This window comes from Frankia umida, assembly GCF_023242945.1.
Taxonomy (GTDB): Bacteria; Actinomycetota; Actinomycetes; order Frankiales; family Frankiaceae; genus Frankia; species Frankia umida.
In genome coordinates, this window is the sequence record NZ_JALKFT010000004.1 from 30,514 (window position 1) to 54,309 (window position 23,796).

Genomic DNA, 23,796 nt, shown 5'->3' on the forward strand with positions numbered 1-23,796 from the left:
ACAACCGGGGAGGACGGGCCACTGTCATCTCCCGCCATCATTCTGCACCCGGAAGGACCACTACGGGGTGACCGGACAACGTGATGTGGACTGCAGTCCGGCGCATTCGTCGACCTATATGAGCTGGCCCACAGTAATGGCGCTCACAATCCGGCCTGGACGGTAACCACGGTCACACGATGTTCCCCCGCTATTGCCGTTCCACGTAGCGGCCGTCACATTCCCATGGCCGCGGCCGATGCCGCACCGCTCCCACCACCCCGCACGCCCCGGCGCACCACCCACCACCAGATGCCCATGTGACGCACGGCACCCACTGTCGCACCCCGCCGTCCACCTTCCGCCGTACGCGAAATCGGGTGCGTCTGCGATACGTCCGAAGAACAGTCGGGCGCCCGAGGAACAGCCGGGTTCCGTCAGAATGTCACCGGAAGGCTTTGCAGACCGTATACGACGGTGTCGGTCCGGAAAACCACCTCCTCGAAGGGTATGGCGAGCGCGAGGTCGGGGAAACGGCGCAACAACGCCGGCAGGCCGATGCGCAGCTCCATCCGGGCCAGCGGCGCACCGAGGCAGTGGTGGCGACCGAAACCAAAGGCGACATGACCGATGGCTCCCCGGGTGATGTCGAGGCGGTCGGGATCGTCGATGAAGGCCGGGTCCCGGTTGGCCGCGGGCAGCGAAACCACGAGGTGGTCTTCGGGCGCCACCTCCCGTCCGCCGAACGTCGCACCCGCGTCGCGAGCGGTACGCGGGACGGCGGCGTGCACGATCGACAGCCAGCGCAGCAGTTCCTCCACCGCGGGCAGGGTCATCGCGGGATCGTCACGCACGGCGGCGAGCTGCTCGGGGTGGCGCAGCAGCGCCAGCGTGCCGAGGGCGAACATGTTCGCGGTCGTCTCGTGCCCGGCGATCAGCAGCAGGTTCGCGAGGCCGACCAGTTCGGCGGTGCTCAGCTCGTCGCCATGTTCACGGACCAGCATGCCCAGGGTGTCCTCCCCCGGCTCACGGCGAGCCCGGTCGACCAGGGTGGCCATGTAGGCCCGACTCTCGGCCGCCACCGCGAACCGCTCGTCGACGGGCAGGGTCACGTCGATCTGACGGGCGGTGCGCTGGTGGAAGGCGTCCCGGTCGGCGTAGGGCACGCCGAGCAGCTCGCAGATCACCAGGGACGGCACCGCGAGCGCGAAGGTGGGCACCAGATCCACGGGACGCCCGGCCCGCTCGACGTCGTCGAGGGCATCCTTGATGATCTCGGTGACCCGCGCCTGGAGCCGCCGCATCCGGGCACCGGTGAACTCCGGGGTGAGCATGCGGCGCAACCGGGTGTGATCGGGTGGATCGAGGACGAGCAGGTTGCCGGCCCGAAGGTCAGCCAGGGTGGCCGCGTGCGGGCCACCGGCGGCAGCCGTTCCCTCCACGCCCTCGGCGGTACCAGCGGCACTCGCGACGCCAGTGGCCCTCGCGGCACGGGCGGCGGCGGTGGCATCGGTGGCACTGACCGGGGACGCGAGGAAACCACCGGCGAAGCTGCCGAACCGGTCGGCGTCTCCGAGGATGGCGCGGACCTCGTCGTAGCGGGTCACGATCCGCGCGTTCAGCCCGAAGGGGGTGGTCACCGGAAGCAGCCGCCCCTCCCGCTGAGCTTCGAGGAGCTCCTGACCGGGCCCGAACAGCGTCCGCCGCATGTACTCGGGGGTCGTCCACACATCCGTCATGATCATCCAAATAGTTACGGAGGGTAGATACTCTGTCAACGTTTAGTCAGCGTAGCATCGACGGCGGCGCCTCGATCACTCCTGCCGTCCACCCCCGCGGCTCGACCCGGTACGCCGTCCCTGAGCATCCGTGAGCAGCGGGCCAGCGCGACCCGGCGAAGCACGGCGACACGGCGGCACGGTGCGAGGACGGCACGGTGCGAGGACGGCACGGCAGCCCACCCCCTCCCCCGCTGGCGGCAGCCGGGGAAGACGCCGGCCGCTCGACCAGAAAGCGCGTGATTCCGGGAACTGTCGTCACACTCGGCTGGCCGGGGTATACCCGCGTCGGAGGCGGACACGGGACCGGAACGAAGCCGGCGCGATAATGCCATGATATCCATCAGGGCAACATCTGCGGACAACGGCAGCAGGCACCGCCAGCTGCCCCGACGACCGCGGGCTAGACTTCCCGAAAGCCACTATAAAAGACTTTGAAAGCGGCGAGAAAATAGCAGAGGTGTGGCCGAGTTGTCAATAGAGGATCTGGATTCCGAGCAGGCCTACGTCTCGGCTCTCTACGATCGGCTTGACGCTCTGCGTCGGCGTGCCTCGACGCGGCTGCGTGGGGTTCTGCTGCGGTCCGAGAGCCTGCCGCGGGCCCGGTTCGAGCGTGAGGTCGCCAGTGCCGACTGCGCCGCCACCCTGGCGCGGCTGCGGGCCGCCGAGATCGGCCTGTGCTTTGGCCGGCTGGATTTCGACGGCGGCGAACGCCGCTATGTCGGCCGGATGGGCATCTTCGACGACGATGCCGACTACGAGCCGCTCCTGATCGACTGGCGGACTCCGGCGGCCCGGCCGTTCTACGCGGCGACCGGGGCCGAGCGCCTTGGCGTGCGCCGACGCCGGCACATCGCCACCCGGCAGCGCGCGGTGACCGGTGTGGAGGACGACATCTTCGAGATGGCCGACTCCCCTGGTCCGGACGCACCCGGTTCCCACGTCGGCGCCGACGGCGACTCCCCCGATCGGGCCACCCCGCTGACCGGCGAGCCGGGGCTGTTCGCCACCCTCAACGCCGCCCGCACCGGCCGCATGAGTGACATCGTCGCGACCATCCAGGCCGAGCAGGATCGCATCATCCGGTCGGATCAGCGGGGTGTCCTGGTCGTGCAGGGCGGGCCGGGGACGGGGAAGACCGCCGTGGCCCTGCACCGGGCCGCCTATCTGCTCTACACCCACCGGGAGAAGCTGGCCCGCAGTGGGGTGCTCGTACTCGGGCCGCATCCGGCGTTCCTGCGTTACATCGAGAACGTGCTGCCCTCCCTCGGGGAGACCAGCGTGGTCAGCGCGACGGTCGACGCGCTCTATCCGGGGGTGACGGCGCGCCGCCTGGAGGATGCGGCCACCGCCGAGCTCAAGGGACGGGCCGCGCTCGCCGAGATCCTCGCCGCGACCGTGCGCCACCGCCAGCGGCTGCCGCAGGGTCACACCCTGGAGATCCACACCGAGGAGCGGCTGCTCCTGCTCGAACGGTCCACCTGCGAACGCGCCCGGGCGCTCGCCCGGGAGTCCGGTGAGCTGCACAACGACGCCCGACCACTGTTCGTGCGAGCGGTGATCGAGGCGCTGGCCCGTCAGGTCGCGGACGGCTACGCCGCCGAGACGATCACCGCGGCGGTGCTGGAGGCCGACCCGGAGGCGCTCGACCTGCTCGCCCCCGCCGGGTCGGGTGGTTCGAGCCTGCTCGACGACGAGGACCTCGCCCAGTTGCGCCGTGAGCTGCGCGGCGATCCGGCCGTGCGGACCGTCCTCGACGAACTGTGGCCGGCGCTGACCCCCGAGCAGCTCGTCGCCGAACTGTTCGCAGACCCGGGCACGCTCGCCGCGGTCGCACCGCAGCTGTCCGCCCAGCAGCGTCAGCTGTTGCACCGGCCCCTGGCCGAGGACGACACCGACGGCAACGACTGGCTACGCGAGCTGCGCGCCGTGACCGACGGCGACGCTGGCAGCGGCGGCGGGGCCGACCTCGAGCCCGACAACGACCGGGACGCGGACGGCCAGGCCGGCGGCGAGGACTCGGGCGTGCCCGCGCGGCCGAGGCCGGTCGGTGGGTGGAGCGCGGCGGACATCCCGCTGCTGGACGAGGCCGCCGAGCTGATCGGCGACGACGACCAGGCGGCGAAGGCGGCCGCGTTGCGCGAACGCGTGGCCCGGGTCGCCTACGCCCAGGGTGTGCTCGACATCCTCTCCCGGGACATCGAGGACGACCCGGAGATCATGATGGCCGTCGACCTGATCGACGCCGGCCGACTCGCCGAGCGGCACGAGGACGCCGATCCACGCACGATCGCGCAGCGGGCACTCGCCGATCGGACCTGGGTGTTCGGGCATGTGGTCGTCGACGAGGCGCAGGAGCTGTCCGAGATGGCGTGGCGGATGGTGATGCGCCGCTGTCCGACCCGCTCGATGACGATCGTCGGTGACGTCGCGCAGACCAGCGATCCGGCTGGCACCACGTCCTGGGACCGGGTTCTGGCGCCCTACCCGGCGGCGGGCACGCCCGCCCGGTGGGAGACCCTGACGGTGAACTACCGGACGCCGGCGGAGATCATGGCGGTGGCCGTGGACGTGCTGGCGACCCTGTCTCCCCCGCAGGAACCACCGCGCTCGGTGCGTACGGTCGGGCATCACCCGTGGCGGCTGCGCGTCGCCGACGAGGATCTCGGCCCACAGGTGGCCCGGTCCGTCGTCCGCGAGCTGGAACGCCTGACCATCCGCACCCGGGACGTCGCCCCGACAGCCCCCGACGCCGCGTCCGCGTCCGCGTCGAAGGCCGGTGGGGCTGGCGCGTCGGCATCCGGCGGGACGGGTGGGGCGGGTGGGGCTGGCGGGGCGGGGCGGATGGCGGTGCTGGTGCCGACGTCGAGGCTGGCGGAGGTGACCGCCGCGGTCCGCACGGTCGTGCCCGAGGTGGATGCCGGGCCGCGGGCGAGGCTGACCGCCGCGGTCGTGGTGCTCGGGGTGCGGGAGGCCAAGGGGCTGGAGTTCGACACGGTCCTGGTGGTCGACCCGGACGCGGTGCTCGCCGAGTCGCCACGCGGTGCCCATGACCTGTATGTCGCGCTCACCCGGGCGACCCACCACCTCGGTGTGCTGCACACCGGCGACATCCCGCCGATGCTCGCCCGACTCGTCCCCAGAGCGGGGTGACGGGACGGGCGAGGGCGGGATGGACCCGTTGCCCGCGGTAGGCCTGGAACCGCGCCGGGCCGCGGGATACCGGGTGGCCTAGCCCAGGGCCTGCAGCCGGGGCGGGGCCAGCGGGGTGTGCGCGTCCGCCGGGTCGACGAACCGGCCGCTGACCTGGTCGAGCACGGAGATGCGGGCATCGGCGATGTCGAAGTACATGCCGACCAGGCGTAGCGAGCCGGCTTCCAGGGCGCGGCGCACGGTCGGCTGCTCGCGCAGGTTCTCCAGCTGCTGGGCGACGTTGGCCCGGCCGAGCCGTTCGACGGGCGCCAGGTGTTCGGTGCCGGGCGGCGGGGTGCGTGTCAGCGACGCCGCGGCGTGCGCCAGCCATCCGGCGAGCGCGGAGTCGAGCGGACCGGACCCGGCCAGCAGCGCCTTCATCGCGCCGCAGGACGAGTGCCCGCACACGACGATCGCCGGTACCTGCAGTACCTCCACGGCATAGTCCACCGCCGCGGTGACGGACAGTTCGGTGGAGAACGGCACGCTGGGCAGTGGCCCGGTCCCGGCGCCGATGCCCACCCCGGCGGCCATGCCGCGCCCACGGGCCATGCCCGTCCCGTGCCCGGCAGGCCGTCCGATGACGAGTTGCGAGGCTGCGCCGGACGACGCGGCCGCGCTGCGCGGCACGATGTTGCCGACGTTGCGCACCGTGAACAGGTCACCTGGGCCGCTGCTGGTGAGAATGTTCGGCACGATCCGCGAGTCGGCGCAGGTCAGGAACAGCGCACCGGGCTGTTGCGCGGCGGCGAGACCGTCGAAGGTGTCCCGCAGCAGGGGGGCCGCCCGGCGGTGGAACTCCCGAACCCCGACCATGATCGTCCCGACGTGGTCGAGTTCGGCCTGTGCCTGGGCACCGGAGGGCACCTGGTTCTCGGCGGGCGGCGCGCCGGTCGTGCCCGCGGCGGCTCCCGCCGCGTCGGCCTCCGACGTGGTCCGGGTACCGGTCGGGCTGGTGGACGAGGCGGTGGTCACCGACCCGGCCGACGTACCGCTCACCGCCGGGGCGTCCGCGGTGGAGGAGCTGTTCGGGGCGGACGGGCTGTTCTGGGCGGACGGGGCGTCCTGGGTGGAGGGGCTGTCCTGCCACTGTGACCAGGGGGCGAACCAGCGGGGCAGGTGGGGGACGACCGAACGACGGCGCTGACTCAGGTCGGCGCGACCCAGCCAGACCCGACCGATCTCGTCGATCTGGACGGAGCCACCGGATGCCTCGTGGTTGGCGCACCAGCCGCGAAGGTGGTCGTAGACGGCGTGGTCAAGGTAGTCGACGATGAGCTCGATCGACACCGGGGCACCGGCGGGAATCCGGGCGAGGACCCGGGCAAGGCGTGGCAGCGCGAGGAAGCTGAGCGTCCCCTCGACCTCCACCTGCCACAGCTCACCGTCACGGCGCAGGTGCACGCTGGACCACAGCACCCGGCGCAGCACCAGCACGAGCGCGGTGAGCAGACCGAGACCCACCCCCTTGAGCAGGTCCAGGCCGACGACACCGGCCAGGGTCACCGCGTAGACCGGCAGTTCCCCGTGGCGGCGGACGTGGCGCAGGTGGGAGATGTTGACCAGCCGCATGCCGACGACCACCAGCAGCCCGGCGAGAGCCGCCAGCGGAATCCACTCGACGGCGAAACCAAGGAACAGCGCGAAGCCGAGCATCCAGACGCCGTGCAGGATCGCCGAGGAGCGGGTGCGGGCACCGGCGGCGACGTTCGTCGAGCTGCGCACGATGACGCCGGTGACCGGCAGACCACCGATGACACCGGAGAGCAGGTTGGCCGAACCCTGGCCGATGAGTTCGCGATCAAGGTTGACCCGGGGGCCGCGCCAGCCGCGGGAGGTGGCCAGCTGATCCACGGCCACCGCGGACAGCAACGACTCGACGCTGGCCACGATCGCGACGGTGACGATCCCCAGGATCACCCCGGACCAGTCGTGATCGGGCAGCTCGGGCAGGGCGACCGCGTCGAACAGCGAGGCGGGAAGATCGACGCGGGGCACGTCGAAGCCGGCGATCCCGGCGAAGGCGGTACCCACGACGACCGCGACCAGGTAGGCGGGCATCCGCCGCAGGGCGCCGGGCACCGCCTCCGGCAGCCGTGGCCAGAGCAGGATCACGGCGATGGTCACCAGGCCGACCACGGTCGCGCCACTGTGCGGATCGAGGATCGCCCGCGGGATGTCCTTGATGTTCTCCCAGGCATGGCTCTCGGCCGTCCCGCCGAGCACCACGTGGATCTGGCCGAGCACGATCGTCAGACCGATACCGCCGAGCATCCCGTGCACGATCGCGGGCGACACGGCCAGGGATGCTCGCGCGACCCGGCCGAGGCCGAGCAGAATCTGCAGCAGGCCCGCGGCGGCCGTGATCAGGCAGGTGGTCCGCCAGCCGTAGCTGTTGATCAGGTTGGCGACGATGACGGTCAGGCCCGCGGCCGGGCCGCTGACCTGCAACGGGGCACCGCCGAGCGCACCGGCGACGATGCCGCCGACCACCGCGGCCAGCAGGCCGGCGGCCACGGGTGCGCCCGAGGCCACCGCGATGCCGAGGGAAAGTGGCAGCGCGACGACGAACACGACCAGCGAAGCCTGAAGGTCAGGGCGCCAGGACGCGCGTACGCCCGGCGGCGAGTGGTTCTGCCGCGACGGGTTCGACGCGGGCAGGGGTTTCCCGGGCGGCGTCGCCGGTGGGATGGGTGAACTCACGTCATCTCCTCGCGATCGGGGCTCAAGGAAGCGAATCGGTGGGATGGCCTGGAACGGCGCCGATCAGGCGGTCATGGTCTGATCACACGGTGGCACCGCTGATCGACCTCTGGTCGCCCGCCTCGTCTCCACCTTTCCGCCACCTGCGGTGACGGATGTCGCACCCTGTTGAACGAACCGATCGGCCAACAAGTTTCGATGCGTGAGGACTAATGGTCGCCGCGTAATCATTCGACCGCATCGGCCAGCTTCGTCCCAGGACCCATCCGGCCGAAAGTACCGGACAAAAACGACTATAAACGCAGAAACCATCGTCTCCCTGGCGTGGGCCGATGGACCCGTGTGCGCGCGGCCGCCCTGACGGTTCCGTCGGAGCCGGGTCGTACCGTCCACGAAGGTGCGGGATGGCCCGATGTTCCGCATATCCTGATGCCCGTCCTACTTTGCGTAGCATCACGATCGCCCAGCCACGATCCCGCAGCCACGACTCCGCGGCCACGATCACCCGGCCACGTTCGCGTGGTCAGCCGGCGCGGAGTCCCTCTGCCTCGGGGGAGACGCACTGTTCCGCATGCATCGGCGCGCCCGACCGGCGTCGCGCCGCGCGCCCGGGGGCCGCGTGGTCCTGGCACTGCTGATGGCCGGTTTCTCCCTGCTGTTGTCCGCCTGGGTGGGCAGCAACGCGCCGGGGTTCGGACCGGATGAACCGGCCAACTTCATCAAGGAGGTCGGCGCCGGCACCGGCCAGTGGACGGGCGTCGCGGGCCGACTGGCGCATCCGGCGTTCGGCGACCAGCCCGGTGCGCCGGAGCGCATCGCCTGGATCAACCGCAACAGTCGGGTGTTCGAGCTACCGGCCGGCGTCGACCCGGGCGTCGCCCACTTCTCCTGCGACCTGTTCCACAACGACCGTTCCGTCCGCTGCCTGGACCGGCCGGCCACCCGGGCGCCGGCCACCCGGGCGTTGAGCTACGTCGGCACCTACGAGCCGTACGTGTATGCCGTCCCCGGGGCGGCGATGGCGCGCACCCACACCGCGCGTGCCGCGCTCTACACCGGACGGGCGGTGACGGCCGCCCTCGTCGCCCTGCTGCTCGCGGTCGCGCTCGTCGCCGCCTGGGACCGCCGGGCCGGGCCGGTGTCGCTGTCCGGCGTGCTGCTGGCCGCGTCCCCGATGGTGCTGTTCCTCGGCTCGGTGCTCGGCACGAACGGCCTCGAGATCGCCGGCACGCTCGCTCTGTGTTCCCTTGCGCTGCGGATGGGTCGGGCGGGCGCCGCGCCCCTGTGGACGTGGCCGGCGGCGGGTCTCGTCGGGGCGCTGGTGGCGCTGTCGCGGCCCACCGGCCCCGCCTGGGTGCTGCTCGCCGCCGTGGTCGGCGGTGTGCTCGCCGCCGGCCGCCCCCAGCACCGGGCGGGCCGGCACACCCGACCCGCGGTGGGCTGGGCAGCGGCCTGGCCGGTGCTCTGGCGCTCGCTCGCGCTCGCGCCGGCGGCCATGGGCATCGTGGCGACGCTGCTGTGGGAGCGCGCCGTGCAGCCGCATCCGGGCATCCACCGTCCGGTGGTCGTCGAAGGACTGCATCGGCTCGGTTTCGACGCCCAGGCCTGGGTGCGCCAGTGGGTGGGGGTGTTCGGCTGGGCGAGCCTGCCGATGCCCGACTTCGCCTACTGGTTGTGGTGGGTCGGCGCGCTCGTCCTCGTCGGGCTGGCCGTCGCGCTCGGGTCGCGGCGGACCCGGGTGGGGCTGGCGCTGGTCCTGGTGGGCGCGGCGGCGGTGGCCGTCGGCCTGGACGTGCTCGTCCTGCGCCAGACCCGCTTCCCGGTGTACGGGCGCTATCTGCTGCCGCTGGCGCTGCTGGTGCCGCTGGTCGCCGGGGAGATCGTCACCCGCCGCGCCGACCGGCTGGCGCCCTGGGCCCGCCAGACCCTGCGGATCGCGGTGCCCTCGCTGGTCACCGCGGTGCACCTGGTGGCGCTGTGGGCCAATGGACGTCGCTATGCCGTCGGTGTCAACGGCCCACGGTGGTACTTCGACTCCGCCCAGTGGACGCCGCCAGGTGGCTGGTCACTGTGGGGCGCGCTGGCCGGCGCCGGCGCCGCCTGCATCCTCGGCGCCGTCCTGGCCGGTTCCCTGACCGGGCGGTCACCCCACACCTCATCCACCGGCCCGTCCACCGACGCGCTCACCGACCGGCCCACGGCACCAGGCGGACCCGCCACCGCACCCGACCCGATCGGGTGAGCCTCCTGCCCGGGACCTGGACAGGGCTGGACAGGGGGCTCAGTCACCCGGACGGAGCCGCGCGCGTCAGCGGATCTGTTCGGTGGGCCGGATCAGCAGTTCGTTGATGGCCACCCGGCGTGGCCGGGTCACGATGTAGGCGACGCCGTCCGCGATGTCCTCGGCCACCAGGATCTCCACCCCGGCGAACGCCGAGCGGGCGTTCTCACGGATCTCGGGACGCAGGTGGTCGGTGAGTTCGGTGGTGACCGCGCCCGGTTCGACGACACTGACCCGCACATGCCGGGTGGTGATCTCCTGGCGCAACGCCTCGGTGAACGCGTTCACGCCGAACTTGGTCAGGTTGTAGATGCCGCTCATCGACAACGCCCGCCGGCCCGCGACCGAGCTGATGTTGACCAGGTCCGCGACCTGCCGGGGGCCCGTCTCGGCCGCGGCGACCAGATGCGGCAGCGCCGCGTGCGAGACGTACAGCAACCCCTGCAGGTTCAGGGAGATCATCCGGTCCCACTCGCTGGTGGGCGCGTCGAGGATCGGCCCGAGCAGCATCACCCCCGCGTTGTTGACGACGGTGTCAAGCCGGCCGAGTTCGGCCACGGCCCGTTCGACCGCGCCGATCGCCTGCTCCTGCTCGGTGAGGTCGGCGGCGAGCGCGATCGCCCGCCCGCCGTCCGCCTCGATCTCGCCGACAAGCCGCTCAAGCCGGTCCTTACGCCGGGCGACCAGCGCGACGGCCGCCCCCTGCCGTGCCAGTTCCCGCCCGGTCGCGGCTCCGATACCGCTGCTCGCGCCGGTCACCAACGCCACGGTCCCGCTCAGCGTCCCCGCCGAGCCGGTTCCCGTCGCGCTGGCCCCCACCGCGCTGGCCCCCACCGTGTTGGCGCGAGCCGGATGTGCCTCTGTCATGGTGCGCCCTTTCGCTGTAACGAGAGATCGGACGGCGACGGGCCCACTCGTCCGCCCTGTCCGCTCGCCGCACGCTATGACTTCGAGCGCACACGAGGTCAAAGAAGATCGTGCTCCAACGACGCGGCCGCGTTCGCGGTGCGCGGCCCTATGCCGCACCGGTTCCGTCGTCCACGGCTGCCCCGTCGGCCGAGCCCTGCCATTCACGCAGGTTCTGCACGACCTCTTCGTAGAACCGCTCGAGCGTTTCGATGACAGAGGTCACGAATGTTCCCTTGCCCACGCCTCGTTTGGTTCCCAGCGGCGCGCTCAGCGAGACCCGGAAAGCCCGGATGTCACGCGCCGAGTCGGAGATCATGATTTCGGGTTTCTGTCGCACGAGCGCCAGCAGTTCCGCGCGTACCGCATCCCGCGAGCCAGTTTCGAAGGACTCGAGCCGAAGGTTGCCGTTGGCCTCGCCCAGTTGCCTCAGGATCCAACGGACCCTTGTCATCGGACGGCCCTGCCGGGGAGCCTCGACGGTGACCGAACACACCACCCGTCCAGCCCGTAGATCAGCGCTGACCACCAAGGGCGCCACCGCACCGGGAATCCGCAGGGTCGCCGACAGGGTCCCGGTTCGACACAGCTCGTCGGCCAGGGCCTGACGGCGGCTCAGCGCGTCCGAGCGGCGGCCGGACTGGGGCATCGCCTCCACCCCGAGCAGACCACCGAGGTGCAGACACAGGAAGTGCGCCAGCTGATCGAACCGGCCGGCCACCGCGGACAGCCCGCGGTCGGAGGGACGAAGAGTGCCCGCCGCGACGCTGTCCCGCACCGTCACCCAGGTGGGGCCCATGTCCTCGAAGGTCTGGGCGCCGGAACGTCCGTGCTCGAGATAGCGCAGGAACTCGGCGAGGATGTACCCCTGGGTTCGATCGGCCACCATGTCGTTCTCCAGCAGGAGCTGGCAGCGAAACCGGATGTCAGCCCAGGAGAGATGGTGCACCGCCACCTTTTTGGTCCGGCGGCCGTCGATACCGACCGGGTGCCGCTCGTCCGCGGTGGTGATCAGGTTGGATATCGTGATCACGGCATCGAACTGCTGGTCGCGTGCGATGTCGAGGTAGGCGCCGACCTGCTCGGCCGTAAGCTCACCCGAACCCGTCTTCACCTCGACCAGCGCGGTCCAGATCCGCTGCCCCCGCGTGACCCGGATCAGGCCGTCCGGAATGTAGGGACGTTCCTCGAGATTGAACGGGACCTCGAGGAACGTTTCGATCTGGCCGGCCGGCGCGCCGAACCGGGTCGTCAGGGAACGACCGAACTCGCGTACCGCGCCAAGGGTGGCCAGCAGCGCGGAGGTCGCCCGACGTTCCTGTTCGGCGGCCCCGCCGATACCCGCGACCGGGAAGAGCCGGGCGGCCTGCCACTGCGATTCCGTCTCCACCGCCAGGGCACGCCGCCCCCTCGACGCGGACAGGCGCCGCGCCGCCACCCGCTTTCTGGTGGTGACCGTGTGTGCGCGTCGGACGCCAGTGGCCTGACGGCCCGACCCGGCCGTCCCGGGTGCCGCGCCCACACCGTCCGCCGCGCCGGTTCCGCTCCTGGCGGCGGGCGATGCCACCGTCGGCCCGGACGTCTCCGCGGTCGTACCCCGCGGATCCCGCGGATCGGTGCCACCCGTCAGGTCGCCCGCCACGGCGGACCCGGCGGGTGTTGTCCCACCGGCACTGTTCGCGTTCGCATCGACCGGACCCGGGCGACTCGCCCCGGTGTCCGTGGTCTCGCCGATGGTGGCGTCATCGTCGAGACCCGCGGCGGGATCCGTGTCGTCCGCGTCGACCTCGACGCCGTATTCGGTGACGAGGGTCCCGAGCCCGCTGTCGTAGCCCTGGCCCACAGCCCGGAACTTCCACTGACCGGCGCGGCGATAGACCTCCCCGAGTACGAAGGCCGTCTCCTGTTGTGTCGCGGCGACGTCAAACCGCAGCAGTTCGACCGCGTCCGATCCCCGGAGCAGGCGAAGACCCAGGTACTTCAGGTCCGCCAACGAACCCAGATCGCCATCCAGGCTCGCCGCCAGCAGGACTCGTTCGACACTGTCCGGAACATCGTCCATATCGAGATCAATGATGTCCGTGTACACGACGGACTCATCGTCGGGCGTACGCGTCTTACCCCGTAGGCGAACCGCGCCGCCGGCACCCGACGGCTGGTTGTAGAAGATCAGATCATCGTTGGAACGCACCCTACCGTCATCGCCGAGAAGCAGCACACTGACATCGGCGTCAAGTGGTTGTTCCGGGCCGGCCGCCCACTCGAGGATGACCGAGATGGAACCAAGATCGTCGGCCAACGCACTGAGGACAACATTTTCCCCCTTGTGCATGGCCGCGGTTGTCGCAGCGCACATGACAGGACCATATCGCTGGTGAACAACGCGGTACCGGCCGCCAACCGGCGGTGATCCGCCGGGACGGTGGCGTCAGCGGGTGCGGCGGGCCTCGATGAGAAAGCGGGTGGCGCGGGCGGTGAACGGGCCGATGTCACGGATCTGGCGGTGCAGGTCGACGAGGCGCTCGCGGTAACGGTCGACGGTGAAGCCGGGCACGATCCAGATCACCATGCGCAGGAAGTAGATGACGGCGCCGACGTCGCGGAACTCGGTGTGCAGGGTCTCGGCGCGCAGGTCGACGACGTCGAGCCCGCTGGCCCGCGCGGCGGCGCGCGCCGCGGCGGGATCGCGCCGGTGACGCACCCGCGCCGGCTGCGGGCCGAGGAAGAACTCGGTCAGCTCGGCCACGCTGGCCGGCCCGACCTGCTGGGACAGGTAGCTTCCGCCTGGTCGCAGCACCCGGGCGATGTCCGGCCAGCAGGTGGCCACGGGATGCCGACTCACCACGAGGTCGAAGGTGGCATCGGCGAACGGCAGGCCGCGGTCCCCATCCGCCGCCACCACGGCGACCCCACGCGGACGGAGCAGCGCGGCGGCGCGGGCGATGTTCGGCGGCCAGGACTCCACCGCCGCCGTGCGCCGGGCGAGTCGCGGCACGGACGCGAGGACTTCTCCCCCGCCGGTCTGCACGTCGAGCGCCGTGTCGGCCTGAGCCATCCGCTGCCCCAGCAACCGGGCGTAGCCCCAGGACGGTCGTTGCTCGCTCGCCCGACCCTCCAGCCAGGAGAAGTCCCAGCCCTGCACCGGGGCGGCCGCCGCCTGCGTCACCAGGTCGTCGAACCCGGCCTCCCGCGGTGCGGCTCCCGCGCGCCCATCGATCGCCACCGCTTCATCGTCCCAGCGCCGCCCTCCCCCGGCCACCGAGTTTCCGCTTGCCCGCATCCCCACGCCGCGGCACATCCACACCGCGGCGCACCCACGCCGCGGGACGTGCGCACCGCGGCGGTTTCCCACCGGGTGGGACGGACGCGGTCGCTCAGGTGCCGCGTAGGGCGGCGATCACCGGGGCGAAGGACTCCAGGGCTGGCTGCAGGATGGTGATGTAGGTGATGCCGAACCGGTCACGCAGCTGCCGTACCTGCGCGGCGATCTGCTCGACGCTGCCGACCAGCAGGGTCGGGACGGTGGCGCGCTCGGCGGCGCTCAGGTGCGGCATGCGCCCGGCCCGCGCGGCCAGGGCCGCCTCCCGGTCGTCGGTGATCTGCACGTCCTGCACCAGCAGGTTGCGTTCGATCACACCGGCCCGCGCCCCGGCGGCCCGCTCGAAGAAGGCGACCCGTTCGGCGAACCCGTCCGCGGTCAGAATCCGGAAGGCGCTCGGATCGTCCGGGGCCGGCGCCGCGCCGGTGAAGGCCACGATGTCGGCGCGCTCGCCGGCGAGTGTGAGCAACCGGTTGCCATTGCCACCGATCAGCAGCGGCACCCGCGGCTGCGTCGGGCGCGGCGCGACCCCGGGGTCGGCCAGCCGGGCGTAGACAGTGTCGACAACGGCCACGAGACGGTCCAGCCGGTCGCGGGCGGTGCCGTACGCGAGCCCCGCGGTTTCGAACTCCTCGGCCACATAGCCCGCGCCGATGCCGAGCTCGAACCGCCCACCGGTCAGCACATCCGTGGACGCGACCTCTCGGGCCAGCAGCGCGGGGTTGTGAAACGCCGCGTTCAGAACGAAGGTGCCCAGCCGCAGATCCGCGGTGGCACCCGCGGCGACCAGCGTGGGAAACGGCGCCGGAAAGCCCAGATGGTCGGGTACGAGCAGGACGTCGTAGTCGAGCTCGGCGACCCGACGGGCCAGTGCCGCCACCTCGAGCGGCCCCGTGAGCTCCATGACGTTCAACCCGAACCGGAACGGCCGCTCGCTCATCCACCCTCCTCGGGTTGTCCTCCTCGGGTTATCTGATCTTGATCCTACCGATCGGCTGTGACACTTCCGGACAGCCGCGGCGTCCAGCCACGGTGTTGGATGGCAGTGTGCCCGCACACAGCCATACCCTCCCGCCGACATGGGCGGGGCCGTCTGCGCGGGCCGTCCGACCTGCACGAACGCTGGAGGTAGCCCAGCTCGCCCGGGCGGCGGGCGAGTGCCGAGAAGCGCGTGGTCCGCGCGGGACGTGGGGTCGCCGAAAAGCATCGGGCCCGCGGGCGGTGGCCGCGGCGGTCGCCGTCGCGGCGATCCCGATCGGACTGGCCGAGATGCTGCACTGGCGGGCGTCCCGGCGGCTGTACGGGGAGCACGCCCACGTCCGGCGCGGGGAGCGTGGGGCGCAGGTCGTGCTGGTGCTGGGCTTTCCGGCGACGCGGCACGGTGAGCTGCATCCGTTGCAGCGATGGCGTACCGAGATGGGGGTCCGATCGCTGCGCGCGGGCGCGGACAGTCGACTGATCTTCAGCGGCGGTGGACCGCCGGGCATACCCACCGAGGCCGAGACGATGGCGGCGTACGCGCGTGACGTCCTCGGGGTGCCCGCGGCTCAGATCCTGGTGGAGACGGCGGCGACCAGCACCTGGGAGAACGTCGGCTTCTCGGTGCCGTGGCTGGAGTCGGCGCGCACCATCGCGATCGTCTCGGACCCGCTGCACGCCGCCCGTGGACGTCGCTACCTGCACCGGCAGCGTCCCGACCTCGCCGCCCGGCTGGTCCCGGCGGACGACTACCGGCCGTTCGAACGGCTGCGGCTGAAGGTGCCGACCGCGGTCTACGCCGTGACCCGTCCTCCGATGCGTCGTCTGCGGGCCCGGCTCTCGGGGACGCCCCTCGCGGCGCGGGAGGTCGCCGGCGGCACCGCCGCCGTTGCCGGGCAGGAGGGAAAACCGATCGCGGCGGCCGAGCCCGGTTCGTAGAGTTACCCCATGGCGTCACCGCAGGACTCCGCCCGTCTCGACACGTGGATCTGGTGCGTGCGGCTGACGAAGACCCGCTCGCAGGCCACCATCGCCTGCCGGGCCGGGCACGTGAAACTCAACGGTGAGCGGGCGAAGCCCGCCCACCTGGTGCACCCCGGGGACGAGATCCGCGTGCGGCTGGCCGGCCGGGAACGCGTCGTCGTCATCACCCGGGTGCTGCGCCAGCGGGTCGGCCCGCCCGTCGCCGCCGAGTGCTACACCGACCACAGCCCGCCCGTCGTGCGGGACTCGGCGGCCCCGGTCGCCCTGCGCGACCGGGGCGCCGGCCGTCCCACCAAACGGGACCGCCGCGCATGGGAACGTCTACATGGCACCGGCACCGGCACCGGCACCGGCGCACCACCTCGCTGATCCCGCACTCACCCTCGGCGGGGCGAGATCACCTGTCGACGCCCACGGTGGGGACGCCGACCTCCGGCACGCCAGCGGACGAGACGCCGGCGGACGAGACGCCGGCGGCGCCGCGGACGAGATGCTGGGCGGCGCGGACAAGGCGGGCGTCGCTGACGGAGTCGTCGTCGTGGCGCAGGGGGCGGACGAAGGCGTGCAGGGCGGTGAAGAAGAGCAGCGCGGTGGCCTCGACGTCGTCGATGCGGTAGGCACCGGCGGCGACGCCGGCGTGCAGCAGGCCGCCGATCACCTCGACCAGGTGCTGGTGGGCAGCCTTGTGGCCGGACGAATCAGGGCCGCGTGGGTCGGCGATCTCGCCGGGGAGGTGCTGGAACAACGATCCGCCGTGGGTCGCCCCGCCGGTGAAGTGCTCGAAACAGACCAGGACCACCGCGTCGAGCTTGCCGGGCCAGTCGGCGCGGGCGGCGGCCGCGGCGCTGACGCGGGCGGCAAACTCGCGGGAGGCCTTCTCCTGTAGGGCGAACACGAGCCCTTCCTTGGAAGGGAAGTACTGGTAGAACAGCCCCTTCGACACGCCGGCACGGCGGGTGATGTCATCGAGCGTGGTGGAGCTGTAACCCTTGGTCGCGAACAGCTCCGAGCCCGCGGCCATCAGCTGCGACCTGCGTTCGTCTGCCGACCGGTACCTGGACACGCCACCTCCCAGAACATTGAACCCACTACCCGGAAAACTGCGACGAACCCGGATGGGACACGACTCGTGGACGCCACCCCAGGCCTCACGACCGCGCCGGCCGCCCTCGAGTCGTCCACATCCTAACGTCACCGACTGACCGTCAGTCAGTGCATTGACCGACGGTCAGTCGATCCCTACTCTGGTTCCGACACCGCCCACCACGGCACCGGCAGAACCACCGACACAGCCGATACCACGGCACCGGCGAGACCACAGCATAAGCCGGACCACCGCATCCGCGAGAGCGGGCGACGGCCAGGCACGGCGACGGACAACAGCGAAACCGGGGAGATTCATGGAACGGAAATGGTGGACGCTGCTCGTCGTCTGCGGCGCCACGTTCATGTTGCTGCTGGACGTGACAATTGTGATCGTCGCCCTACCGGAGATACAGACCGGGCTGCATGCCGGCTTCGCGGATGTGCAGTGGGTGATCGATGCGTACGCGCTGACGCTGGCGTCGCTGTTGTTGACCGCCGGTTCACTCGCCGACCTGTATGGACGGCGGCTGCTGTTCATCATCGGATTCGGGATCTTCACTCTTGGGTCGCTGCTGTGCGGGGTGTCCCAGTCGGCGCTGATGCTGATTGTCTCCCGGGGAGTGCAGGGTGTCGGTGGCGCGATTCTGTTCGCCACGTCGCTGGCCCTGCTGGCACATAGTTTCCGAGGCCGCGACCGGGGGGTGGCGTTCGGCATCTGGGGAGCGGTCACCGGTATCGCGACCTCGCTGGGGCCGATCCTCGGTGGGCTGATCATCACGGGTATCAGCTGGCGGGGCATCTTCCTGGTGAACGTGCCGATCGGCGTCGCCGCGATCGCGTTGACGCTGCGGAAGGTGGAGGAGTCCCGTCCGCCGGTGGCCCATCGGCCGGACTGGGCCGGATTCGCCACACTCACCGCGGGCCTGGTGGGGCTGGTCTACGGGCTCATCCGCGCCGGCGAGGCCGGGTGGACGGAGACGGCGGTACTGGCCTGCATCATCGGCGGCGCGGTGATGATCGTGGTGTTCGCGCTGGTGGAGAAGCGGGTTGCCCACCCGATGTTCGATCTTTCACTGCTGCGCACGCCCACGTTCCTCGGCGGATCGGTCGCGGCGATGGCGATCAACGGCTCGCTGTACGCGATGTTCGTCTACCTGGTGCTTTTCCTGCAGAACGACCTGGGCTATTCGGCGCTGGGCACCGGTCTTCGGATGCTCGTGGTCAGTGTGGTGGCGCTGGTCGCCTCGACCGCCGCGGGCCGGTTGAGCGGCGTGGTGCCCACCAGGTTCCTCGTCGGCCCGGGTCTGCTGCTCACCGGCGCCGGTCTGCTGCTGATGACCGGGCTGGACGCCGGCAGCGACTGGACGCATCTCGTTCCCGGTTTCCTGGTCGCCGGATTCGGCAGTGGGATGGTGAATCCGCCGCTGGCGTCCACCGCCGTGGGAGTCGTTCCGCCGGCTCGCACGGGAATGGCGTCCGGTGCGAACACGACCTTCCGCCAGATCGGCATGGCGGTCAGTATCGCCGCTCTCGGGTCGATTTTCTCCGCGCGGCTCACCAGCGGCATCAACGACACGTTGGACACCGTCCCGGCGCTGCGCGGTCAGGGTGAGCGCATCGCCGACAGCCTGCGCCAGGGCGAGGCCGACAGCCTGTTCGCGACCACGGCCCCGAACAGCCGTGCGGCGCTGGGCAACGCGATCCATTCCGGTTTCGCCGATGCGATCAACGACCTGCTGATCGTCGCCGGCGGCATCGCGCTCGTCGGCGGGGTTCTCGCCCTGGCCCTCATCCGTCGCAAGGACTTCATCAACCAGGCACCGCCGTCCGGCCAGCCCACCGGCCCGGCTCCCACCGCGGGGCCCCGACCCGACGGACCGGCCCAGCCGGCCGTCCAGGCACAGCCAGCGATCCAGGCACAGCCAGGCGCGCAGCCGCCGGCCGCCGCGCCGCAGCTTGGCGGCTGAGCCACGGGTGGACGTCCCCGAAGCCGACCTGACGGCGCTCGTGGCGGCCCTGCGCGCGGCGCCGCCACGAGCCGGTCACGTGCGGGTTCTCGCTCTCGACGGACGCTCCGGCGCCGGCAAGACCACCCTCGCTGCCCGGTTGGGCCGGCTGCTGGCCGCACCGTGCGTGAGCCTCGAGGATCTCTACGGCGGCTGGGACGGCCTCGCCGCCGGCATCGAACGGCTGGTCGCTGACGTCCTCGTCCCGCTCGCCGCCGGCGGCACGCCCCGCGTCCCCCACTACGACTGGACGGCGCGGGCCTGGCGGGAACCGCGTCCACTGTCGGTGGACGGGGGGCTGCTCGTCGTCGAGGGAGTCGGGGCCGGTGCGCGGGCGGCGGCACCGTACCTGAGCCTGCTGGTCTGGTTGGAGGCGTCGACCGCGCTGCGTCGCACCCGCGCCCTCGCCCGCGACGGGGACGTCTACGTCGGGCACTGGGACACCTGGGCCGCCCAGGAAGCCGCACTGCTCGTCCAGGACGACACCCGCTCCCGCGCCGACATCATCCTGCGTACCGACACCGACTCCCCGCACGCCAGCCTCCCTGACGCCTGACGCCGACACCGGGCTCCCCGGACGTCGCACGCCGGACGCCTCGGGCCACGGGCGCGGGTACCGGATCGCCACCCCCCGCGCGGGCCAGCCCGGGCGGGGGGCAGTCGCAAGGACCTGGGCGGGCGGGCCGTAGGTCCCTGGGCAGGGCGGCCGACCAGGCCGAGGATCGCAGAGGAGGATTACAGGGCTGCGGTGACCATGGTGGATGGCGGACAGGAGGCCAGGCGATGCCGACGACCGACGACTGGCCGTCGCGCCCCGCGCATCCCGACCACCGCACCGACCACGAGGTCGGCCCGCACACCACGGAGGCGGTCTCCCCACCCGCGGAGCATCCCGGCGGGCCCGGCAGGGCGGGCGGGGGCGGGGCGAAGGCGGCTCCGGGTGAGCTGATCTTTCCGGCGGTCGCCCGGCTCGAACTTGACGAACTGCTGGCCCAGCTGGTCGACCGGGCGCAGGACGTGCTGGCCACCCAGGGTCGGCTGCGCGGGCTGCTGCGGGCGAACCGCATGATCACCGCGGACCTCAGCCTCGACGTGGTGCTGCGGCGCATCGTGGAGTCCGCCTGCGAGCTCGTCGACGCCCGTTACGGGGCCCTCGGGGTGATCGCCCGCGACGGCCATCTGGAGCAGTTCATCCACGTGGGCATGGACCCGGGTGTCGTCGAGGCGATCGGGCGCACCCCCCGGGGCGACGGTGTGCTGGGGATGCTCATCGCCGAGCCGGCGACGGTCCGTCTCGACGACATCGCCGATCATCCTGGTGCGGTGGGCTTCCCGGCGGGTCATCCGCCGATGGAGGGGTTCCTCGGCGTCCCGATCCGCGTGCGCAACGAGATCTTCGGCAATCTGTACCTGACCGAGAAGCGCGGCGGGCGGGTGTTCACCACCGAGGACGAGGAGCTCGTGCAGGCCCTGGCCGCCAATGCCGGGGTGGCCATCGACAACGCCCGGCTGTTCGGCGAGACACAGCACCGCCAGCTGTGGTCGCAGGCGTCCGCGGACATCACCCGGCATCTGCTCGCCGACGGCGAGGACCCGCTGGAGCTGATCGTCGCGCGGGCGGGCGCCGTCGCCCGCGCGGACACCACCGCGCTCGCGCTGTGCGATCCGGCGGCCGGAGCGCTCACCTACGACGTCGCCGGCGGGCATGACGCGGACCTGCTGCGCACCCGGCAGGTCCTGATGGACGCGTCACTGGCCGGCCAGGCGGTGCGCAACCGGGCGCCGCTGGTCGCCGCGGACGTACGCACGCTCGGCGGGTCGGAACTCGACGCCCTCGACATCGGCCCGATCATGATCGTGCCGCTGATCGCCAGCCAGGTCACGTCCGGGGCACTGGTGCTGGGTCGCCGACGTGGCAGCGGCCTGTTCACCGACGAGGATCTGGAGCTCGCCGCCGCCTTCGCCGCCCATGTCGCGCTCGCGCTGGAGCTGGCCCGCTCCCGCGCCGCCCGCGGACGACTGTCGTTGCTGGAGGACCGCGACCGGATCGCCCGGGACCTGCACGACCATGTGATGCAACGGCTGTTCGCGGTGGCGATGGGCCTGCAGGGTCTGGCCGCGAGCGAGGAACGCTCCGAACGCGCCGAGCGGATGAACACCTACGTCGAGGATCTCGACGAGACCGTCCGGGAGATCCGCCAGACCATCTTCGAACTGCGGGGACGTTCCACCCCGGCCACCGGCAGCGGCCTGCGCGCGAAGATCCTCGGCATCATCGACGACATGGCGGACGCGTTCGGCTTCACCCCCCGGCTGCATCTGGACGGCCCGGTCGACAGCGCGATCGACGCGACCGTCGGTGACCATCTGACCGCCGTGGTGCGCGAGACCCTGTCCAACGCCGCCCGGCACGCCACCGCCCATACCGTCGAGGTGACCGTGCGGGCGGCGGACGGGCAGGTCACCGTCGATGTCGTGGACGACGGCGTCGGCCTCGGGGAGACCACCCGGCGCAGTGGCCTGGCGAACCTGCGCAGCCGGGCCGAGGGCCTCGGTGGCACGTTTCGCCTGGACTGCCCGCCCGGTGGCGGCACCCGGGTGCACTGGTCCGTGCCCACCGGCTGACCGCACCACCTGACCGTACCGTCACCCCCGGGTGGGTCCCCCGGAGACGGTCCGAATGGCCGGCCCTGAGGCGTCCGGCCGGGGTGGTTGTCAAGACCCCGTCGGGGCCGGTGCATCGTGTCCGTTACGCGGAAAGAATGGCGCACCCCCAATGGGAGTCTTCCGCCCATACGTGTTACTTTCCGCACTACGTCGGACCCTGCCCGCAGGGTCCCTCGAGGAAAGGCGGGATGTGACCACACCGCAGCTGCAGCGCGACACGCGAGTACTTCCACCCCGGTTGGATCCACGGGGTTCCGGGCCCGGCCGGGCCGGTCGACCCGCCCCGGGCGGAGGGCGTCCACCCGGGCGTCGACGCGGCCTGGTGGCGGCTCTCGCGTTCCTGTCCTGCTGCGTACTGCTGGTCACCGTCGGCGGATGGGCGACCTACTCGTGGATCAACGGGAAGGTAAGCCGGATCGACCTCGGCCTGGGATCCTCGAACGGATCGGGTGGCGTCAACAAGGCGAACTACCTGATCGTGGGCACCGACAGCCGGGAGGGCACCGGCGGCGCGTACGGCGACGTCGAGGGGCAGCGCTCCGACACGACGATCCTCGCGCACCTCGACGAGAACGGCACCACGACCATGATCTCGTTCCCGCGGGACATGTACGTCACGATTCCCGAATACACCGACTCGAACGGCAAGCACTATTCCACCCGTAAGGACAAGTTCAACTCGGCGATCTCCTCGGGTGGCCCGGCGCTGCTGGTCAAGACCGTGCAGAGCCTGACCGGCATGGATGTCGACCACTACATCTCGATGGACCTCCAGGGATTCAAGAAGATCACCGATGCGATCGGTGGCGTCGAGGTGTGCATCAAGCCGTTCACCGGTCCGGCGCAGCGCTTCCAGGACGACAACGGCCGCTGGCGCACGAGCACGAACACCAACGACCCCATGAGCGGCTTCCGGGGCGGCCCGGGAACCGTCCAGGTCAACGGCGACCAGGCACTGGCCTTCGTCCGCCAGCGCCACGGCCTGCCGGCCGGCGACACCGACCGCATCGCCCGTCAGCAGCAGTTCATCGGCGCCATGTTCCACAAGATCATGAGCGGTGACACGCTGACGAACCCGATCAAGAGCCAGCGTCTGGTGTCCGCCGCCGCGGGTGCGCTCACCCTCGACGAACACACCGACCTGACCGATCTGCCGGCCCTGGCGACCCGCATCCGCGGGCTGACCAACGGCGGCATCAAGATGCAGACCGTGCCCACCCACGCGCCGACCCGGGCCGAGGGCGCCGTCGACGATCTCGGCGACATCCTGCTGCACGGCAACCGCGCCTCGGTGCAGTTCTACCGCCCGGACGACCTCGCCCGCCTCGTCAGCCCGCTGGGTGGTCATGTCGAAGGCGCCACGGTCAGCGACGATTCCGGTGCCGCCGGCCCGGCGCTCAGCCCCGGCGCCACCGCGTCACCGTCCCAGGTCCGCGTCTCGGTCTACAACGGCTCCTCGCGCGCCGGGCTCGCCGCGAAGGTCACGACCCAGCTGACCGCCAAGGGCTTCCGCGCCCGCAACGCCGGCAACGCCTCGGTGCTGACCCACGAGACGTCCCGGGTCAGCTACGGCCCCGGCCAGGAGGCAGAGGCACGCACCGTGGCCGCCGCCGTGCCGGGCGCGGGGCTGATCGCCGACTCGTCCATCACCGGTGTCCAGCTCGTCCTGGGCTCCGACTTCACCGCCGTCGTGACCCCGACCCTCACACCCGCCCCCGCCCCCGCGCCCGGGACCGCTGGCGGTTCCGCCGGCGCTGGTGCTGGTGCTGGTGCGACCACCGGCGCCAGCGCGGCACCGGATGGCGCCGGCGCTCCCGCCGACCCGCCGGACGCTCCGTCCTGCACCTACTGATCGCGCCCTGATCGCGGCGCCCGGGGCCGGCCGTCCGACCGGCTGGTCACCCGGTCGGCGCTCGA

15 protein-coding genes are annotated in these 23,796 nt (G+C 71.6%); 8 read left to right on the forward strand and 7 right to left on the reverse strand.

Features of this window, described 5'->3' with window-relative positions; genetic code table 11:
• Window positions 1-416 precede the first annotated feature (416 nt).
• Window positions 417-1,718 (reverse strand): cytochrome P450, encoded by a 1,302-nt coding sequence (locus tag MXD59_RS05410; protein WP_248823690.1) that lies wholly within the window; start codon window positions 1,716-1,718, stop codon window positions 417-419.
• A 510-nt stretch (window positions 1,719-2,228) separates the two neighbouring features.
• Here MXD59_RS05410 and MXD59_RS05415 point away from each other — a divergent pair.
• Window positions 2,229-4,910 (forward strand): HelD family protein, encoded by a 2,682-nt coding sequence (locus MXD59_RS05415; RefSeq protein WP_248823852.1) that lies wholly within the window; start codon window positions 2,229-2,231, stop codon window positions 4,908-4,910.
• A 78-nt stretch (window positions 4,911-4,988) separates the two neighbouring features.
• On the opposite strand, the gene MXD59_RS05420 is transcribed toward MXD59_RS05415, so the two are convergent.
• Window positions 4,989-7,652: a SulP family inorganic anion transporter gene (locus tag MXD59_RS05420; protein WP_248823691.1), complete on the reverse strand. Its 2,664-nt coding sequence runs from the start codon at window positions 7,650-7,652 to the stop codon at window positions 4,989-4,991.
• A gap of 619 nt (window positions 7,653-8,271) precedes the next feature.
• Between MXD59_RS05420 and MXD59_RS05425 the strand changes: the two genes are divergently transcribed.
• A complete protein-coding gene (locus tag MXD59_RS05425) occupies window positions 8,272-9,894 on the forward strand; it encodes a DUF2142 domain-containing protein (RefSeq protein WP_248823692.1) in 1,623 nt (540 codons plus the stop codon).
• A gap of 66 nt (window positions 9,895-9,960) precedes the next feature.
• Here MXD59_RS05425 and MXD59_RS05430 read toward each other — a convergent pair whose 3' ends face one another.
• From MXD59_RS05430 to MXD59_RS05445, 4 genes are all read right to left on the reverse strand, one after another.
• Complete coding sequence (locus tag MXD59_RS05430) at window positions 9,961-10,800, reverse strand: SDR family NAD(P)-dependent oxidoreductase (RefSeq protein WP_248823693.1); 840 nt, start codon at window positions 10,798-10,800, stop codon at window positions 9,961-9,963.
• Between the two features lie 148 nt (window positions 10,801-10,948).
• The gene (locus MXD59_RS05435) at window positions 10,949-13,195 is read right to left on the reverse strand and encodes a TerD family protein (protein ID WP_248823694.1); all 2,247 of its coding nucleotides are present in this window, start codon (window positions 13,193-13,195) and stop codon (window positions 10,949-10,951) included.
• A 72-nt stretch (window positions 13,196-13,267) separates the two neighbouring features.
• Window positions 13,268-14,062, reverse strand: coding sequence for a class I SAM-dependent methyltransferase (locus MXD59_RS05440; RefSeq protein WP_248823695.1), 795 nt, complete (start codon window positions 14,060-14,062; stop codon window positions 13,268-13,270).
• A gap of 151 nt (window positions 14,063-14,213) precedes the next feature.
• On the reverse strand, window positions 14,214-15,098 hold the full coding sequence (locus tag MXD59_RS05445; RefSeq protein ID WP_248823696.1) for a TIGR03621 family F420-dependent LLM class oxidoreductase: 885 nt from the start codon (window positions 15,096-15,098) through the stop codon (window positions 14,214-14,216).
• A 281-nt stretch (window positions 15,099-15,379) separates the two neighbouring features.
• On the opposite strand from MXD59_RS05445, the gene MXD59_RS05450 reads away from it, so the two are divergent.
• Together MXD59_RS05450 and MXD59_RS05455 are read left to right on the forward strand one after the other, a co-directional pair.
• Window positions 15,380-16,075 carry a YdcF family protein gene (locus MXD59_RS05450; RefSeq protein ID WP_248823697.1) on the forward strand — a complete coding sequence of 232 codons (696 nt, stop codon included), beginning with the start codon at window positions 15,380-15,382 and terminating at the stop codon, window positions 16,073-16,075.
• A 9-nt stretch (window positions 16,076-16,084) separates the two neighbouring features.
• Window positions 16,085-16,489, forward strand: a complete 405-nt coding sequence (locus MXD59_RS05455) for an RNA-binding S4 domain-containing protein (RefSeq protein WP_248823698.1) — start codon at window positions 16,085-16,087, stop codon at window positions 16,487-16,489.
• A gap of 28 nt (window positions 16,490-16,517) precedes the next feature.
• Here MXD59_RS05455 and MXD59_RS05460 read toward each other — a convergent pair whose 3' ends face one another.
• Window positions 16,518-17,141, reverse strand: a complete 624-nt coding sequence (locus MXD59_RS05460) for a TetR/AcrR family transcriptional regulator (RefSeq protein WP_248823699.1) — start codon at window positions 17,139-17,141, stop codon at window positions 16,518-16,520.
• A 379-nt stretch (window positions 17,142-17,520) separates the two neighbouring features.
• On the opposite strand from MXD59_RS05460, the gene MXD59_RS05465 reads away from it, so the two are divergent.
• From MXD59_RS05465 to MXD59_RS05480, 4 genes are all read left to right on the forward strand, one after another.
• Window positions 17,521-19,173: an MFS transporter gene (locus MXD59_RS05465; protein ID WP_248823700.1), complete on the forward strand. Its 1,653-nt coding sequence runs from the start codon at window positions 17,521-17,523 to the stop codon at window positions 19,171-19,173.
• Between the two features lie 7 nt (window positions 19,174-19,180).
• On the forward strand, window positions 19,181-19,768 hold the full coding sequence (locus MXD59_RS05470; protein ID WP_248823701.1) for a nucleoside/nucleotide kinase family protein: 588 nt from the start codon (window positions 19,181-19,183) through the stop codon (window positions 19,766-19,768).
• Between the two features lie 227 nt (window positions 19,769-19,995).
• Window positions 19,996-21,837, forward strand: coding sequence for a sensor histidine kinase (locus MXD59_RS05475; RefSeq protein ID WP_248823702.1), 1,842 nt, complete (start codon window positions 19,996-19,998; stop codon window positions 21,835-21,837).
• A gap of 364 nt (window positions 21,838-22,201) precedes the next feature.
• The gene (locus MXD59_RS05480; protein WP_308301650.1) at window positions 22,202-23,731 is read left to right on the forward strand and encodes an LCP family protein; all 1,530 of its coding nucleotides are present in this window, start codon (window positions 22,202-22,204) and stop codon (window positions 23,729-23,731) included.
• The last annotated feature ends 65 nt before the right edge of the window (window positions 23,732-23,796 follow it).